Here is a 13,728-nt window from a genome sequence, read left to right on the forward strand (position 1 = left end):
TGTTAAAGAGCAGTGCCGCTTCGTTTTCGCTGCGGCGCGGGGTGTGCATATTACGCTTTCCCGCTTCAGAGTCAAGCGTTTATTTCGCTGTTCTCTGCTGACCCGGCGGCGTGTGTGCCGTTGTTCCGTGTCAGTGGAGGCGCATTATAGGGAGTAATTCCGAAGCTGCAAGGATAAAGTGAAAATTATTTACCAACTGCTCACTTTCCAGGCAAAACGCATCCCAGCCCTCAATTTTCGCCTGGTTTTTAAACAAAAACGAGCCGCAAGCGGCTCGTTTTTGCGTTTTGTGACTTACTGCACTGCCACAATACGATCGTCGTTGGCTTCCAGACGGATAACTTTGCCCGGAATCAGTTCTCCGGAGAGGATCTGCTGCGCCAGCGGGTTTTCGATCTGCTGCTGAATAGCACGTTTCAGTGGACGCGCACCATAAACCGGATCGTAACCATTCTCGCTCAGCAGCTTCAGCGCATCGTCGGAGATGTGAATTTCATATCCACGCTCTTCCAGACGTTTGTACAGACGCTGCAGCTGGATCTGCGCAATCGACGCAATGTGTTTCTCACCCAGAGGGTGGAATACCACCACTTCGTCAATACGGTTAATGAACTCCGGACGGAAGTTATGGCTCACCACACCGAGCACTAGATCCTTCATATGGCTGTAGTCAAGTTCACCGAAACGTTCCTGAATCAAATCGGAACCCAGGTTCGAGGTCATGATGACGACCGTATTACGGAAATCGACCGTTCTCCCCTGCCCGTCCGTCAGACGACCATCATCCAGCACCTGAAGCAGGATGTTGAACACATCCGGATGCGCTTTTTCCACCTCATCCAGCAGGATGACGGAATAAGGACGCCGGCGCACCGCTTCGGTCAGGTAGCCGCCCTCTTCATAACCAACATATCCCGGAGGCGCACCGACCAGACGCGAGACGGAGTGTTTCTCCATGAACTCGGACATGTCGATACGCACCATCGCATCGTCGCTGTCGAACATAAAGTTTGCCAGCGCTTTACACAGTTCGGTTTTACCGACACCGGTCGGCCCCAGGAACAGGAACGAACCGATCGGGCGATTTGGATCGGAAAGCCCAGCACGGCTACGGCGAATAGCGTTGGAGACCGCTTCAACCGCCTCGTCCTGACCAATCACCCGCTGATGCAGATCCTGCTCCATACGCAGCAGCTTATCGCGTTCGCTTTCCATCATGCGCGCCACCGGAATACCGGTCCAGCGAGCGAGCACTTCGGCAATTTCGGCATCCGTCACTTTATTACGTAACAGACGCATGGTTTTGCCTTCAGACTGCGTGGCGATCTCAAGCTGTTTCTCCAGCTCAGGGATTTTGCCGTACTGCAGTTCAGACATACGTGCCAGGTCACCCACACGGCGAGCCTGCTCAATGGCAATTTTGGCCTGTTCGAGTTCCGCTTTAATGGTCTGCGTGCCAGAGAGGGAGGCTTTCTCGGCTTTCCACTCTTCTTCCAGCTCAGAATACTGGCGCTCTTTATCGTCCAGCTCTTCATTGAGCATATCCAGGCGTTTCTTACTGGCTTCATCAGACTCTTTTTTCAGCGCCTGCTGTTCCAGCTTGAGCTGAATGATGCGGCGGTCGAGTCGGTCCAGTTCTTCCGGCTTCGAGTCAATCTGCATACGAATGCTCGACGCCGCTTCATCGATCAGGTCGATTGCTTTATCAGGCAACTGACGATCGGCGATATACCGATGCGAAAGCGTCGCCGCCGCAACGATGGCCGGGTCAGTAATCTGTACATGGTGGTGCAGTTCATAACGCTCTTTCAGACCACGCAGGATCGCGATGGTATCTTCAACGCTTGGCTCAGCAACAAACACTTTCTGGAAGCGACGTTCCAGAGCGGCATCTTTCTCAATGTACTGACGATACTCATCAAGCGTAGTGGCACCGACACAGTGAAGTTCACCACGCGCCAGCGCAGGTTTCAGCATGTTCCCGGCATCCATCGCGCCGTCGGCCTTACCAGCCCCCACCATGGTGTGCAGTTCGTCGATAAACAGAATGACGTTGCCTTCCTGTTTCGCCAGGTCGTTAAGCACGCCTTTCAAACGCTCTTCAAACTCACCGCGGTATTTCGCACCGGCCACCAGCGCGCCCATATCCAGCGCCAGTACGCGGCGGCCTTTCAACCCTTCCGGCACTTCACCGTTTACGATACGCTGCGCAAGCCCTTCAACGATGGCAGTTTTACCGACCCCCGGCTCACCAATCAGTACCGGGTTGTTTTTGGTACGACGCTGCAGTACCTGAATCGTACGACGGATCTCTTCGTCACGGCCGATAACCGGGTCAAGTTTGCCCTGCTCGGCACGTTCGGTCAGATCGACCGTAAATTTCTTCAAAGCCTGACGTTGGTCTTCGGCTCCCTGATCGTTCACGCTTTCACCTCCGCGCATTTTCTCAATCGCCTGAGTCACATTGGCGGTGGTCGCACCGGCAGATTTCAGCAGGTCGGTCAAGGTACCGCGTGATTCAAGCGCCGCCAGAACAAAGAGCTCCGACGAAATAAAGTTGTCCCCACGTTTTTGCGCCAGCTTGTCGCAAAGGTTCAGCACGCGCACCAGATCCTGAGACGGCTGCACATCGCCGCCGGTACCTTCTACCTGCGGTAAACGGCTCAGCGCCTGATCGATAGCGGTGCGTAACTGGCCAGCATTAATGCCAGCAGACGTTAATAAAGGACGTATCGATCCCCCTTCCTGATTCAGCAAGGCGCTCATTAAATGAAGAGGTTCGATGAATTGGTTGTCGTGCCCCAGTGCAAGGGACTGGGCATCGGCGAGAGCAAGCTGGAATTTATTAGTAAGACGATCCAGACGCATAACTCCTCCCATAACAGGTCAAATTTGCTACTGGAGATTAAATGAGGTCATCCCTCAATTATTCAAGGTTAATGACCTGAATTATGTGAAAAGAAAACGGCACGTGCCGGATCGTCTTGATTCTTTAGGTTATATCAGCCAAATGAAACTTGCCATACGACCCGTCGTCTTGTCGCGGCGATAGGAGAAAAAATCATCCTTTTCGGTGAACGTACAGCGATCGCCGCCGAAGATCTGCGTTACGCCAATATTATTCAGACGCTGGCGGGCAAGCTGGTAAATATCCGCCAGATATTTTTCCCCGGCAGGCAGGAAGGCCTCAATGGCTTGCGGATCTTTTTCCATAAATGCTTCGCGAACCTCCGGCCCCACTTCAAAAGCATGAGGGCCAATCGCCGGACCTAGCCAGGCCATGATATTGGCGGGATCATCATTGAAGCAGGCGACGGTCTCTTCCAGCACGCCCTCGCATAAGCCACGCCAGCCCGCGTGCGCTGCTGCCACCTCCGTACCGGCACGGTTACAAAACAGAACCGGCAGACAATCGGCGGTCATTACGGCACAAACCGTGCCCGGCGTATTACTGTAAGAAGCATCGGCGCGTTTGGAAGCGTAAGGTTCTCCCGTCAGCTTCAGTACCGCTTTGCCGTGAACCTGCTCCAGCCAAACCGGCTTCGACGGCAGATTTCCTGCAGCAAACAGACGCGTGCGGTTCTCTTCAACGTGTTCCGGGCTATCGCCGCAGTGCGCACCGAGGTTTAAAGACTCCCACGCGCCCTGGCTCACGCCGCCAATACGGGTCGAACTACAGGCGGCCACGCCTGCAGGCAGCGGCCACTCCGGGACAATCAGTTTGGTCATAACCAGTCCACTTGATCCTTATGTTCTTCGAAATCGGCACGCATGGCATCAATGAGTTCCACCATATCCTGCGGGATAGGCGCATGCCATTCCATCTGAATACCACTGATCGGGTGATAAAGACGCAGCATGGTCGCATGCAGCGCCTGACGATCGAATTTACGCAGTACGCTGATGAACTCATCCGACGCGCCTTTTGGCGGACGCGGACGACCGCCGTACACCTGATCCCCCACCAGCGGATGGGTAATGTGCGCCATGTGAACGCGGATCTGGTGAGTACGACCGGTTTCCAGGCGCAGGCGCAGGCGGGTATGAATACGGAAATGCTCCATAATGCGATAGTGCGTCACCGCCGGTTTACCCATCGGATGCACCGACATATGGGTACGTTTCGTCGGGTGACGGCTGATCGGCTCTTCTACCGTGCCGCCAGCGGTCATGTGTCCAATCGCCACCGCTTCATATTCGCGAGTAATCTCACGCAGCTGCAGCGACTCCACCAGACGGGTCTGAGCGGGAACGGTCTTCGCCACCACCATCAGACCGGTGGTGTCTTTATCCAGACGGTGAACGATGCCTGCACGTGGGACATCCGCAATCGGCGGATAATAATGAAGAAGTGCGTTAAGTACCGTACCGTCTGGATTCCCTGCGCCCGGATGAACAACCAGGTCGCGCGGCTTGTTGATCACCAGAATGTCATCATCTTCATAGACGATGTCCAATGGGATATCCTGCGGCTCGAAGCGGATTTCCTCTTCGATTTCAGCATTGATGGCAACAGCTTCCCCACCAAACACTTTCTCTTTTGGTTTGTCCCAGATCTTGCCGTTTACCAGCACGCGCTGGTCAAGGATCCATTCTTTTATGCGTGAACGCGAATAATCAGGGAACAATTCGGCCAAAGCCTGATCTAAGCGTTGACCGAGCTGATTTTCGGAGACTGTTGCGGTGAGTTCTACTCGTTGTGCCATAAACTGCTTCTTTGTTTAACGTTGGGTTTTACGGCTTTGCCGTTTAATATAGTGTGCTATTGTAGCTGGTCTTAATCGGGAGCAGGAACAGAGTTTCTCCCGGACAAACATTTGAGGAAAGTCAAAACGTCATGACGCGCATGAAATATCTGGTGGCAGCGGCCACGTTGAGCCTGGCTTTGGTGGGCTGCTCCGGTTCGAATGAACAGGTCCCTGACAATCCGCCGAATGAAATCTATGCGACTGCACAACAAAAGTTGCAGGACGGTAACTGGAAACAGGCGATAACGCAACTGGAAGCGTTGGATAATCGCTATCCATTTGGTCCGTATTCGCAGCAGGTACAGTTAGATCTTATCTACGCCTACTACAAAAATGCCGATCTGCCGCTGGCTCAGGCAACTATCGATCGTTTCATGCGTCTGAACCCGACTCATCCTAACATCGACTACGTCATGTACATGCGCGGCCTGACCAACATGGCGCTGGACGACAGCGCCCTGCAGGGCTTCTTCGGCGTAGATCGCTCCGACCGTGACCCGCAGCATGCGCGCGACGCCTTCAATGACTTCTCCAAGCTGGTGCGCGGCTATCCGAACAGTCAGTACGTCACCGACGCGACCAAACGTCTGGTGTTCCTGAAAGATCGTCTGGCGAAATATGAGTACTCCGTTGCGGAATACTATACCCGCCGTGGCGCATGGGTTGCCGTGGTTAACCGCGTAGAAGGTATGCTGCGTGATTACCCGGATACTCAGGCAACGCGTGACGGCCTGAAGCTGATGGAAAATGCTTACCGTCAGATGCAGATGACCGCTCAGGCTGAAAAAGTGGCGAAAATCATCGCCGCGAACAGCAGCAACACGTGATAGCGTTTCAATGCAAAACGGCAGCCCGAAGGCTGCCGTTTTTTTATTCAATTCAGACATCCGCTGAAGCGCTTTAGCCTCAACACATCCCGTCAACTATGACCGCAATTCGTACCTTCCACAAGGTAAATCTCATCTCTTCCTGCCCTGCCTCACAAAAAAGATTCCCTGACAAAAACCGACAAAATAACGTGATCTAAATCACACATTTTGACATTAGGTCGGGTATGCTGGAATCACCAAGACGGAAAGACAAGAGGTAAAATTTATGACAATGAACATTACCAGTAAACAAATGGAAATTACTCCGGCAATTCGCCAGCACGTCGCAGACCGTCTCGCCAAACTGGATAAATGGCAAACACATTTGATTAATCCACATATCATCCTGTCCAAGGAGCCCCAGGGTTTCATCGCTGACGCAACTATCAATACTCCAAACGGCCATCTGGTCGCCAGCGCAAAACATGAGGATATGTACACCGCTATTAACGATTTGATCAACAAGCTGGAACGGCAGCTCAATAAAGTGCAACACAAAGGTGAAGCCCGTCGCGCCGCAACGTCGGTGAAAGACGCCAGCTTCGCGGAAGAAGTTGAAGAAGAGTAATCCTTTAAATTGAGTGTACCGCCAACGCGCCTTCGGGCGCGTTTTTTATTGACAGGGTGAAAACAGTACGGGTACTTTAACGGTATCAAACACAGGATGACTTTATGAAACTTACGCCGTTCTTCTTCGCATTCTTTTTTACCTTCCCCTGAACGGGAGGCGTTTCGTCGTGTGATAAAGAATGCGAAGACGAACAACAAGGCCTCCCACACCGGGGGGCCTTTTTTATTGATAACGATAAAATGAGACAGGCAACACTATGACACCGGAAAACCCGTTACTGGATCTGCGAGTAAAAATCAGCGCGCTGGATGAAAAATTACTGGCGCTGCTGGCCGAACGTCGCGCCCTCGCCGTTGAAGTGGGCAAAGCCAAGCTGGACTCCCATCGTCCGGTCCGTGACATCGACCGCGAGCGGGATCTGCTGGAACGTCTCATCCAGCTCGGCAAAGCGCATCACCTCGATGCCCACTACATCACCCGGCTGTTCCAGCTCATCATCGAAGATTCCGTTCTGACCCAGCAAGCGCTACTCCAGCAGCATCTCAATAAAACCAACCCGCACTCGGCGCGCATCGCCTTCCTCGGGCCTAAAGGCTCCTACTCTCATCTGGCCGCACGCCAGTATGCCGCACGTCATTTTGAAGAGTTTATTGAGAGCGGCTGCGCAAAATTCGCCGATATTTTTAACCAGGTTGAGACCGGCCAGGCGGATTACGCCGTGGTGCCGATTGAAAACACCAGTTCCGGTGCCATCAACGACGTCTACGATCTACTGCAGCATACCAGCCTGTCGCTGGTCGGCGAGCTGACGATCCCTATCGATCACTGCGTGCTGGTCTCCGGTTCAACGGACCTGAACACGATCGAAACGGTCTACAGCCATCCGCAGCCTTTCCAGCAGTGTAGCCAGTTCCTGAACCGCTATCCGAACTGGAAAATTGAGTACACCGAAAGCACCTCGGCGGCAATGGAAAAAGTAGCGCAAGCCAACTCCCCAACCGTTGCTGCGCTCGGCAGCGAAGCGGGCGGCGCGCTATATGGCTTACAGGTGCTGGAACGCAATCTTGCTAACCAGACGCAAAACATCACCCGCTTCGTGGTGCTGGCCCGCAAGGCAATCAACGTGTCAGACCAGGTGCCGGCGAAAACCACGCTGCTGATGGCGACCGGCCAGCAGGCGGGCGCGCTGGTAGAAGCCCTGCTGGTGCTGCGCAACCACAATTTGATCATGACCAGGCTGGAATCACGCCCAATCCACGGTAATCCATGGGAAGAGATGTTTTACCTCGATATCCAGGCCAACCTGGAATCTGCATCCATGCAGAAAGCCCTGCGCGAACTGGGTGAAATTACCCGTTCAATGAAAGTGCTGGGCTGCTATCCGAGCGAAAACGTCGTCCCGGTCGATCCAAGCTAGCATTCGATAAAACGGCTTTTCTTCATCCCTGCCACATTAACCGGCAGGGTGAAGACGGCTCCGGAAAGCGGATACTTCGCCACCTCCTCCGCATCCATATTTTCCCGCGTGGTGGTAATGAACAGCGTTTTCATATCATCGCCGCCAAAGCAGACCATCGTAGGGCAACGCACCGGCATGCGGTATTCTTCCAGTTGCTCCCCTTGTGGAGAAAAACGCGCGATACGCCAGCCGTCAAACAGCGCGCTCCAGTAGCAGCCTTCCACATCCATCGCCGCACCGTCCGGTATCCCTTCTCCCGCGTTAAACTGACGAAATACCTCACGCCTGCCGGGTTCGCCCTGCTCGTTAAGCGGCGTGCGGTAAATTACGCCGTTTGGCGTGTCTGAGGTAAACATCCACTGTTTATCCGGGGTAAACGCTAAGCCGTTGTGCCCGTGAATATCGCACTGGATCACTTTCGGCGTCAGGTCATTGTCGATGCGCATCAGCAGGGCGCCGTTGTAATCTCCCGGCCCCCAGAACGTGCCCGCATAGAACCGGCCCTGATAGTCGGTGCCCCCATCGTTAAAACGCGCCAGCTGCGGGTTAGAGGGGTTATCACACACCTTGCGGCGCAGCAGTCCGTGTTTATCGGTCAGCCAGATGCCCGTGCGCATCGCAACGATAAAACCACCCTGCTCGCGCAGCGCGAAACAGCCCACCTCCTCGTGGAAAGAGAGCACGGTATGTTCCGCCGTCGGCAGGTGGTAGCGGTGGATCTCCCCTTCCAGAATATCCGCCCAGTAAAGCGCATTTTCTTCTGCGCTCCACGTCGGGCATTCGGGCAGATGCCCGGTGTAGTTCAACAGCAGCTGCGGTTCAGCCATGACAGTTCCCCAAAATGAAAAAAGCCAGCATTGCTGGCTTTCAGTATATACATCATTGGATTACTGGCGACTATCATTTGCTTGGCGCAACAGCGTGCGGCTTTCACTCTGGAAACGCGTGGCGTAATCGCCGAACCAGTGCTCCACTTTGCGGAAGCTGTCGATAAACGCCTGCTTGTCTCCGTGCTCCAGCAGCGTAATGGCTTCGCCAAAGCGCTGATAGTAGCGCTTGATCAGCGCCAGGTTATTTTCAGACGACATGATGATGTCGGCGTAAAGCTGAGGATCCTGCGCAAACAGACGCCCGACCATCGCCAGCTCAAGACGATAGATCGGTGAAGAGAGCGCCAGCAGCTGTTCAAGCTGCACGTTCTCTTCCGCCAGATGCAGGCCGTAGGCAAAGGTCGCAAAGTGGCGCAGCGCCTGAATGAACGCCATGTTCTGATCGTGCTCGACCGCGCTGATGCGGTGCAGCCTCGCGCCCCAGACCTGAATCTGTTCCAGGAACCATTGATAGGCTTCAGGCTGACGGCCGTCGCAGTAAACCACCACCTGCTTTGCCAGGCTGCCGCTGTCCGGGCCAAACATCGGGTGCAGCCCGAGCACCGGGCCCGTATGCGCAGCCAGCATCGCCTGCAGAGGGCCGTTTTTAACGGAAGCCAGATCCACCAGAATGCAGTCTTTTGGTAAAGGAGGAAGCTTCCCGATGATCTGCTCCGTCACGTGGATCGGCACGCTGACGATAACCATTCCGGCATCTTTCATCAGTTCCGGTGCTTGTGCCCAATCCTCTTTTTCCAGAATGCGCACCTGATAGCCAGAAAGCGTCAGCATTTTCTCGAACAGACGCCCCATCTGCCCTGCTCCGCCAACAATCACCACCGGACGCAGGGACGGACAGAGGGTTTTAAAGCCCTTGTCGTTTTCGCTGGAATAGGATTCCCGCATCACGCGACGCAGAACATCTTCAATCAAATCCGGCGAAACGCCCAGCGCCTGCGCCTCTTTACGACGGGAGGCCAGCATTGAGGCTTCGCGCTCCGGGACGTAAATCGGCAGGCCGTATTTGCTTTTCACCTCACCGACTTCGGCAACAAGCGCCATACGGCGCGCCAGCAGGTCCAGCAGCGCCTTATCCACTTCATCAATTTGATCGCGCAGTGCGGTCAATTCAGCAACCATAACTACCCTCTTAAGCCAGACGCGTCGCCAGCTGGCCGCTTAAATCTTTATGGATCTCACGCAGCAGCGCATCGGTGGTTTCCCAGCTGATGCAGGCATCCGTCACGGAGACGCCGTGCTTCATCGCGCTGCGCGGCTGTTCTGATGACTGATTACCTTCATGAATGTTGCTCTCAATCATCAGGCCGATAATCGAACGGTTTCCGTCTTTGATCTGTGCGACCACGGATTCCGCAACCGCTGGCTGGCGACGGTAATCTTTATTCGAATTACCATGACTGCAATCTACCATCAGTGCCGGACGCAGTCCCGCCTGTTCCATCTCTTTTTCACACTGCGCCACGTCCGCCGGGCTGTAGTTTGGCGCTTTACCGCCGCGCAGGATCACATGACCGTCCGGGTTGCCCTGCGTTTGCAGCAGGCACACCTGGCCCGCCTGGTTGATCCCAACAAAGCGGTGCGGCATGGCGGCGGCGCGCATGGCGTTGATCGCCGTCGCCAGGCTGCCATCGGTACCATTTTTGAAGCCAACCGGCATCGACAGGCCAGACGCCATCTCACGGTGGGTTTGCGATTCAGTCGTACGCGCACCAATTGCGGACCAGCTAAACAGATCGCCCAGGTATTGCGGGCTGTTTGGATCCAGCGCTTCGGTTGCCAGTGGCAGCCCCATGCTGACCAGTTCCACCAGCAGGCGACGCGCAATCTTCAGGCCTGCTTCCACATCAAACGAGCCATCCATGTGCGGATCGTTGATCAACCCTTTCCAGCCGACGGTGGTACGTGGCTTCTCAAAATAGACGCGCATCACCAGATAGAGGCTATCGCTGACCTCCTCCGCTAATGCTTTAAATCGACGCGCATACTCAATGGCGGTTTCAGGATCGTGAATAGAGCAAGGACCACAAACCACCAGCAGGCGCGGATCGCGGCCGGCGATAATGTCAGAAATGGTCTGGCGAGAGTGCTCGATCTGAGCCTCCTGCGCGGCGCTCAGCGGAAACTCCGCTTTCAGTTGATCCGGGGTAATCAAAACCTGTTCGTCAGTGATATGTACGTTGTTCAGCGCGTCTTTTTGCATGATAGCGATCCTGTAAAGCTCGTTTGCGATAGTTGTTTTCCTCAGTGAGGTGAAACCACGATACCATAAAAAGTAAACATTTCAATCCAAAATACGTACATATTACTTTACAGTCGCATAATAAAGGCAAAAATCAGCCGCTAAAATCGTAAACTTTAAATTACACTCTAAATTTCTCCCGCCAGGCTATGCTGAAGAAAAAGGAGAAGGGTTATGCGATCGATTGCTTTCGTCCTGCTGTCGCTGTTTTTATCGGGCTGTCAGATTAATCCTTACACTTTCCAGCCCAACTGGACGAGCCCGGACTGGTTCAGCGCGGGTAAAGAAGACGCCATAAATGGCCTGCCGGTTAAAGATAACCAGACCCTGGCCGATAGTTTTAACGACCCCCACGTCGATCGTAATGAATATCTTCGCGGCTATGCTGATGGTCAGAAGAAAGTGTGTGAAGAAGGCTTTATTCATGCATGGGGATTAGCGGGCAAATCTTATCCAGCCAGTTGTGATACTGTTGAAAATGCAGCGAAACTGCATGCGTCATGGCAAAAAGGAATGGATGAAAGTATGCGTTCCAGCAGGCTTAATTAAGTCTGCTTTTATTCTTTGGAAAATAAACAACTGTAGGATTTAGCTTAGGTCAGCCATGGGCTATTTCTGACATAATGACGGTTCTGATAAACAATGGTATTCTGCCCGCAACTCTTAAGGACATCTATTTCCGGAGCGGTACGGCGGATTCTGGTGAAAAATTTATACTTGAACTCTTTGTTCCGACTCACTCTGGTGCTAATGCTGTTCCTTATGGTGGGCCCGGCGATGGCAGGCGCGCTCTCGGAGACAGATAAATCGGTACGTTCTATTGTCTCAGGCATAGTGAGCTATACGCGATGGCCGTCGCTTTCCGGTCAGCCTAAACTCTGCATCTATGCCACTTCTCACTATACGCACGCGCTCAGCGAAGACCAGGGGCATAACGAGTTACCTTATACCCCCGTTATTGTACGTAACGATCGGGAAGCCCTGGCCGCGACATGCGATGCTGTTTATTTCGGGACTGAACCACCTGCGAAACAACTTGAATTAATAAGTCAATATCAGGGCAGAGCATTGCTATTAATCTCAGAGCAAAATCCGGAATGTGTTATTGGCAGCGCCTTTTGCCTGATAATCGATCGTGGCCAGGTGCGATTTTCCGTCAATCTGGATGCGTTGACACGCAGTGGCGTCAGGGTTAACCCGGATGTATTGATGCTTGCACGGAATAAGCAGCATGGATAAAGATTTCATCTCGACGCAGCGTCCGACCTTTAAAAGAACGCTGAGGCGAAACAGCATGATAAGCGTCATCATCACAATGACGTTAATATGGCTGTTGCTCTGTTTTGCCTCGGTCGTAACATTAAAACAATACGCGCAAAAAAATCTCGAATTAACCGGCGCCACAATGAGCCACAGCCTTGAAGCCTCTCTGGTTTTCAACGATTCACTGGCGGCCAACGAAACGCTCGCTGCGCTGGGTAAGCAGGGGCAGTTTGCCGTAGCAGAAGTCATCAACGGGCATAAAAAGCGCTTTGCCTACTGGTCCTGGAACCCGAAGGATAATAACGACACGCTGGGGGCGCTGGTCAGCCGCTGGCTTTTCCCCGTTCCGGTTGCGCAGCCCATCCTGCACAACGGCGCGAAGATAGGTGAAATACGTCTTACCGCGCGTGACAGCCTTATCAGCCATTTCATCTGGATGTCGTTTGCCGTCCTCACCGGCTGTATTCTTTTTGCAACCGTCGTCGCGCTCACCATTACCCAGTCTCTGCACCGCGGCATGGTCACGGCGCTGCAAAATATCACCGACGTTGTGCATGACGTCCGCACCAATCGCAACTTTTCCCGTCGGGTGAAAGATGGGCGCATTGAAGAATTCCATCAGTTTGGAGAAGACTTCAACAGCCTGCTGGACGAGATGGAGGAGTGGCAGCTTAAGCTCCAGGCGAAAAACGCTCAACTGCTTCGTACCGCCATGCACGACCCGCTCACCGGCCTTGCTAACCGCGCTGCGTTTCGTAACAGTATTGCGGCATTAATGAATGACCCCTCGGCAAAAACAAACTCGGCCCTGCTCTTCCTCGACGGTGATAATTTTAAGTTTATTAACGACACCTGGGGACACGCGGCAGGAGACTGCGTGCTGATTGAAGTCGCCAGCAGGATGGTGGAATTTGGCGATAAACGCCACCAGTCCTACCGCCTTGGCGGTGACGAATTTGCCATGGTGCTGTACGGGGTGCATTCTGAACCAGAGGTTCAACACATTTGTGCTGCGCTAGCGCAGCAGTTTATCCGTCCGTTTGATCTGCATAACGGACAAAAAGCATCGATGTCACTCAGCATTGGCTTTGCTCTGGCGTGGGAAAATGCTTCCGTGGAAGCATTACTGGAGAGGGCTGACCGCAACATGTACCAGGTTAAAAACCAGCGTACGAAAACAATAAGTTAGAAAGGATACACTATGTTAAAACGTTACTTCGCGCCGTTAGTTATGGCCTCACTGGTTCTGGCAGGCTGTCAGTCGCCGCCCCAGGGCAAGTTCACACCTGAGCAAATCGCGGCGATGAAGTCATACGGTTTTAACGAACTGAACGGCGACTGGTCGCTTGGTATGTCGGACACCATCCTCTTTGATAAGAATGACGCCAGACTGCGCCCGGAAAGTGAAACACAGATCCAGTCTATGGCCTCTCGTCTGGCGAAAACTGGCCTGAATCACGCGCGAATGGACGGTCATACGGATAATTACGGTGAAGCAAGCTACAACGAAGCCCTGTCGTTAAAACGCGCCAATGCCGTGGCCGACGCGTGGGCGAAGGGCGCGAATATCCCGCGCAGCAATCTCACCACCCGGGGATTAGGCCAAAAATATCCGATTGCGAGCAACAGCACTGCACAAGGGCGCGCTGAAAACCGCCGGGTGTCAGTGGTTATCAGCGCGCCATAGGA

14 protein-coding genes and 1 other annotated feature are annotated in these 13,728 nt (G+C 53.7%); of the genes, 8 read left to right on the top strand and 6 right to left on the bottom strand.

Annotation, left to right across the window (positions count from 1 at the left end):
- Nucleotides 1–294 precede the first annotated feature (294 nt).
- From clpB to rluD, 3 genes are all read right to left on the bottom strand, one after another.
- Entirely contained in the window at nucleotides 295–2,868 is a 2,574-nt protein-coding gene (gene clpB / locus HBA26_RS16300; protein ID WP_126345020.1) for an ATP-dependent chaperone ClpB, read from the bottom strand.
- A 129-nt stretch (nucleotides 2,869–2,997) separates the two neighbouring features.
- Complete coding sequence (gene yfiH / locus HBA26_RS16305) at nucleotides 2,998–3,729, bottom strand: purine nucleoside phosphorylase YfiH (RefSeq protein ID WP_126345019.1); 732 nt, start codon at nucleotides 3,727–3,729, stop codon at nucleotides 2,998–3,000.
- Nucleotides 3,726–4,706, bottom strand: a complete 981-nt coding sequence (gene rluD, locus HBA26_RS16310) for a 23S rRNA pseudouridine(1911/1915/1917) synthase RluD (RefSeq protein ID WP_028014116.1) — start codon at nucleotides 4,704–4,706, stop codon at nucleotides 3,726–3,728. Before rluD ends, yfiH begins: the two co-directional genes overlap by 4 nt.
- Nucleotides 4,707–4,837: 131 nt before the next feature.
- On the opposite strand from rluD, the gene bamD reads away from it, so the two are divergent.
- The 4 genes from bamD to pheA all read left to right on the top strand — a co-directional run bounded on the left by bamD (nucleotide 4,838) and on the right by pheA (nucleotide 7,605).
- Nucleotides 4,838–5,575 carry an outer membrane protein assembly factor BamD gene (gene bamD / locus HBA26_RS16315; RefSeq protein ID WP_023308867.1) on the top strand — a complete coding sequence of 246 codons (738 nt, stop codon included), beginning with the start codon at nucleotides 4,838–4,840 and terminating at the stop codon, nucleotides 5,573–5,575.
- 268 nt (nucleotides 5,576–5,843) lie between these two features.
- Complete coding sequence (gene raiA / locus HBA26_RS16320) at nucleotides 5,844–6,185, top strand: ribosome-associated translation inhibitor RaiA (RefSeq protein ID WP_003863162.1); 342 nt, start codon at nucleotides 5,844–5,846, stop codon at nucleotides 6,183–6,185.
- A gap of 103 nt (nucleotides 6,186–6,288) precedes the next feature.
- Nucleotides 6,289–6,414, top strand: a sequence feature (Phe leader region).
- Nucleotides 6,290–6,337 carry a pheA operon leader peptide PheL gene (gene pheL / locus HBA26_RS16325; protein WP_100249759.1) on the top strand — a complete coding sequence of 16 codons (48 nt, stop codon included), beginning with the start codon at nucleotides 6,290–6,292 and terminating at the stop codon, nucleotides 6,335–6,337. Its footprint overlaps the feature before it by 48 nt.
- Before the next feature lie 30 nt (nucleotides 6,415–6,444).
- Nucleotides 6,445–7,605 carry a bifunctional chorismate mutase/prephenate dehydratase gene (pheA, locus tag HBA26_RS16330; RefSeq protein ID WP_028014117.1) on the top strand — a complete coding sequence of 387 codons (1,161 nt, stop codon included), beginning with the start codon at nucleotides 6,445–6,447 and terminating at the stop codon, nucleotides 7,603–7,605.
- Here the strand turns inward: pheA and HBA26_RS16335 are convergent.
- The 3 genes from HBA26_RS16335 to aroF are packed head-to-tail and all read right to left on the bottom strand — an operon-like array spanning nucleotide 7,602 to nucleotide 10,737.
- Nucleotides 7,602–8,474, bottom strand: coding sequence for an SMP-30/gluconolactonase/LRE family protein (locus HBA26_RS16335; protein ID WP_126345018.1), 873 nt, complete (start codon nucleotides 8,472–8,474; stop codon nucleotides 7,602–7,604). The two genes, pheA and HBA26_RS16335, sit on opposite strands and share 4 nt — an antisense overlap.
- A gap of 60 nt (nucleotides 8,475–8,534) precedes the next feature.
- Entirely contained in the window at nucleotides 8,535–9,656 is a 1,122-nt protein-coding gene (tyrA, locus tag HBA26_RS16340; RefSeq protein WP_028014119.1) for a bifunctional chorismate mutase/prephenate dehydrogenase, read from the bottom strand.
- A 10-nt stretch (nucleotides 9,657–9,666) separates the two neighbouring features.
- Nucleotides 9,667–10,737, bottom strand: a complete 1,071-nt coding sequence (aroF, locus tag HBA26_RS16345) for a 3-deoxy-7-phosphoheptulonate synthase AroF (protein ID WP_041908638.1) — start codon at nucleotides 10,735–10,737, stop codon at nucleotides 9,667–9,669.
- Between the two features lie 213 nt (nucleotides 10,738–10,950).
- Here aroF and HBA26_RS16350 point away from each other — a divergent pair, with 213 nt between their 5' ends.
- The 4 genes from HBA26_RS16350 to HBA26_RS16365 all read left to right on the top strand — a co-directional run bounded on the left by HBA26_RS16350 (nucleotide 10,951) and on the right by HBA26_RS16365 (nucleotide 13,726).
- Nucleotides 10,951–11,325: a DUF2799 domain-containing protein gene (locus HBA26_RS16350; RefSeq protein WP_041908636.1), complete on the top strand. Its 375-nt coding sequence runs from the start codon at nucleotides 10,951–10,953 to the stop codon at nucleotides 11,323–11,325.
- 201 nt (nucleotides 11,326–11,526) lie between these two features.
- Entirely contained in the window at nucleotides 11,527–12,015 is a 489-nt protein-coding gene (locus HBA26_RS16355; RefSeq protein ID WP_045260860.1) for a YfiR family protein, read from the top strand.
- Nucleotides 12,008–13,228 carry a diguanylate cyclase DgcN gene (dgcN, locus tag HBA26_RS16360; RefSeq protein WP_045260861.1) on the top strand — a complete coding sequence of 407 codons (1,221 nt, stop codon included), beginning with the start codon at nucleotides 12,008–12,010 and terminating at the stop codon, nucleotides 13,226–13,228. The genes HBA26_RS16355 and dgcN overlap by 8 nt, the downstream gene beginning before the upstream one ends.
- A gap of 12 nt (nucleotides 13,229–13,240) precedes the next feature.
- Nucleotides 13,241–13,726, top strand: coding sequence for an OmpA family protein (locus HBA26_RS16365; protein ID WP_028014123.1), 486 nt, complete (start codon nucleotides 13,241–13,243; stop codon nucleotides 13,724–13,726).
- Nucleotides 13,727–13,728 lie beyond the last annotated feature (2 nt).

It is taken from the genome of Enterobacter sp. 725m/11 (assembly GCF_011683705.1).
GTDB lineage: Bacteria > Pseudomonadota > Gammaproteobacteria > Enterobacterales > Enterobacteriaceae > Enterobacter > Enterobacter bugandensis.

Bases quoted from the DNA above. Each gene is read 5' to 3' on its own strand.
- aroF (WP_041908638.1), bottom strand. From the start codon at position 10,737: ATGCAAAAAGACGCGCTGAACAACGTACATATCACTGACGAACAGGTT.
- HBA26_RS16365 (WP_028014123.1), top strand. From the start codon at position 13,241: ATGTTAAAACGTTACTTCGCGCCGTTAGTTATGGCCTCACTGGTTCTG.
- yfiH (WP_126345019.1), bottom strand. From the start codon at position 3,729: ATGACCAAACTGATTGTCCCGGAGTGGCCGCTGCCTGCAGGCGTGGCC.
- rluD (WP_028014116.1), bottom strand. From the start codon at position 4,706: ATGGCACAACGAGTAGAACTCACCGCAACAGTCTCCGAAAATCAGCTC.
- clpB (WP_126345020.1), bottom strand. From the start codon at position 2,868: ATGCGTCTGGATCGTCTTACTAATAAATTCCAGCTTGCTCTCGCCGAT.
- HBA26_RS16350 (WP_041908636.1), top strand. From the start codon at position 10,951: ATGCGATCGATTGCTTTCGTCCTGCTGTCGCTGTTTTTATCGGGCTGT.
- HBA26_RS16355 (WP_045260860.1), top strand. From the start codon at position 11,527: ATGCTGTTCCTTATGGTGGGCCCGGCGATGGCAGGCGCGCTCTCGGAG.
- HBA26_RS16335 (WP_126345018.1), bottom strand. From the start codon at position 8,474: ATGGCTGAACCGCAGCTGCTGTTGAACTACACCGGGCATCTGCCCGAA.
- raiA (WP_003863162.1), top strand. From the start codon at position 5,844: ATGACAATGAACATTACCAGTAAACAAATGGAAATTACTCCGGCAATT.
- bamD (WP_023308867.1), top strand. From the start codon at position 4,838: ATGACGCGCATGAAATATCTGGTGGCAGCGGCCACGTTGAGCCTGGCT.
- tyrA (WP_028014119.1), bottom strand. From the start codon at position 9,656: ATGGTTGCTGAATTGACCGCACTGCGCGATCAAATTGATGAAGTGGAT.
- pheA (WP_028014117.1), top strand. From the start codon at position 6,445: ATGACACCGGAAAACCCGTTACTGGATCTGCGAGTAAAAATCAGCGCG.
- dgcN (WP_045260861.1), top strand. From the start codon at position 12,008: ATGGATAAAGATTTCATCTCGACGCAGCGTCCGACCTTTAAAAGAACG.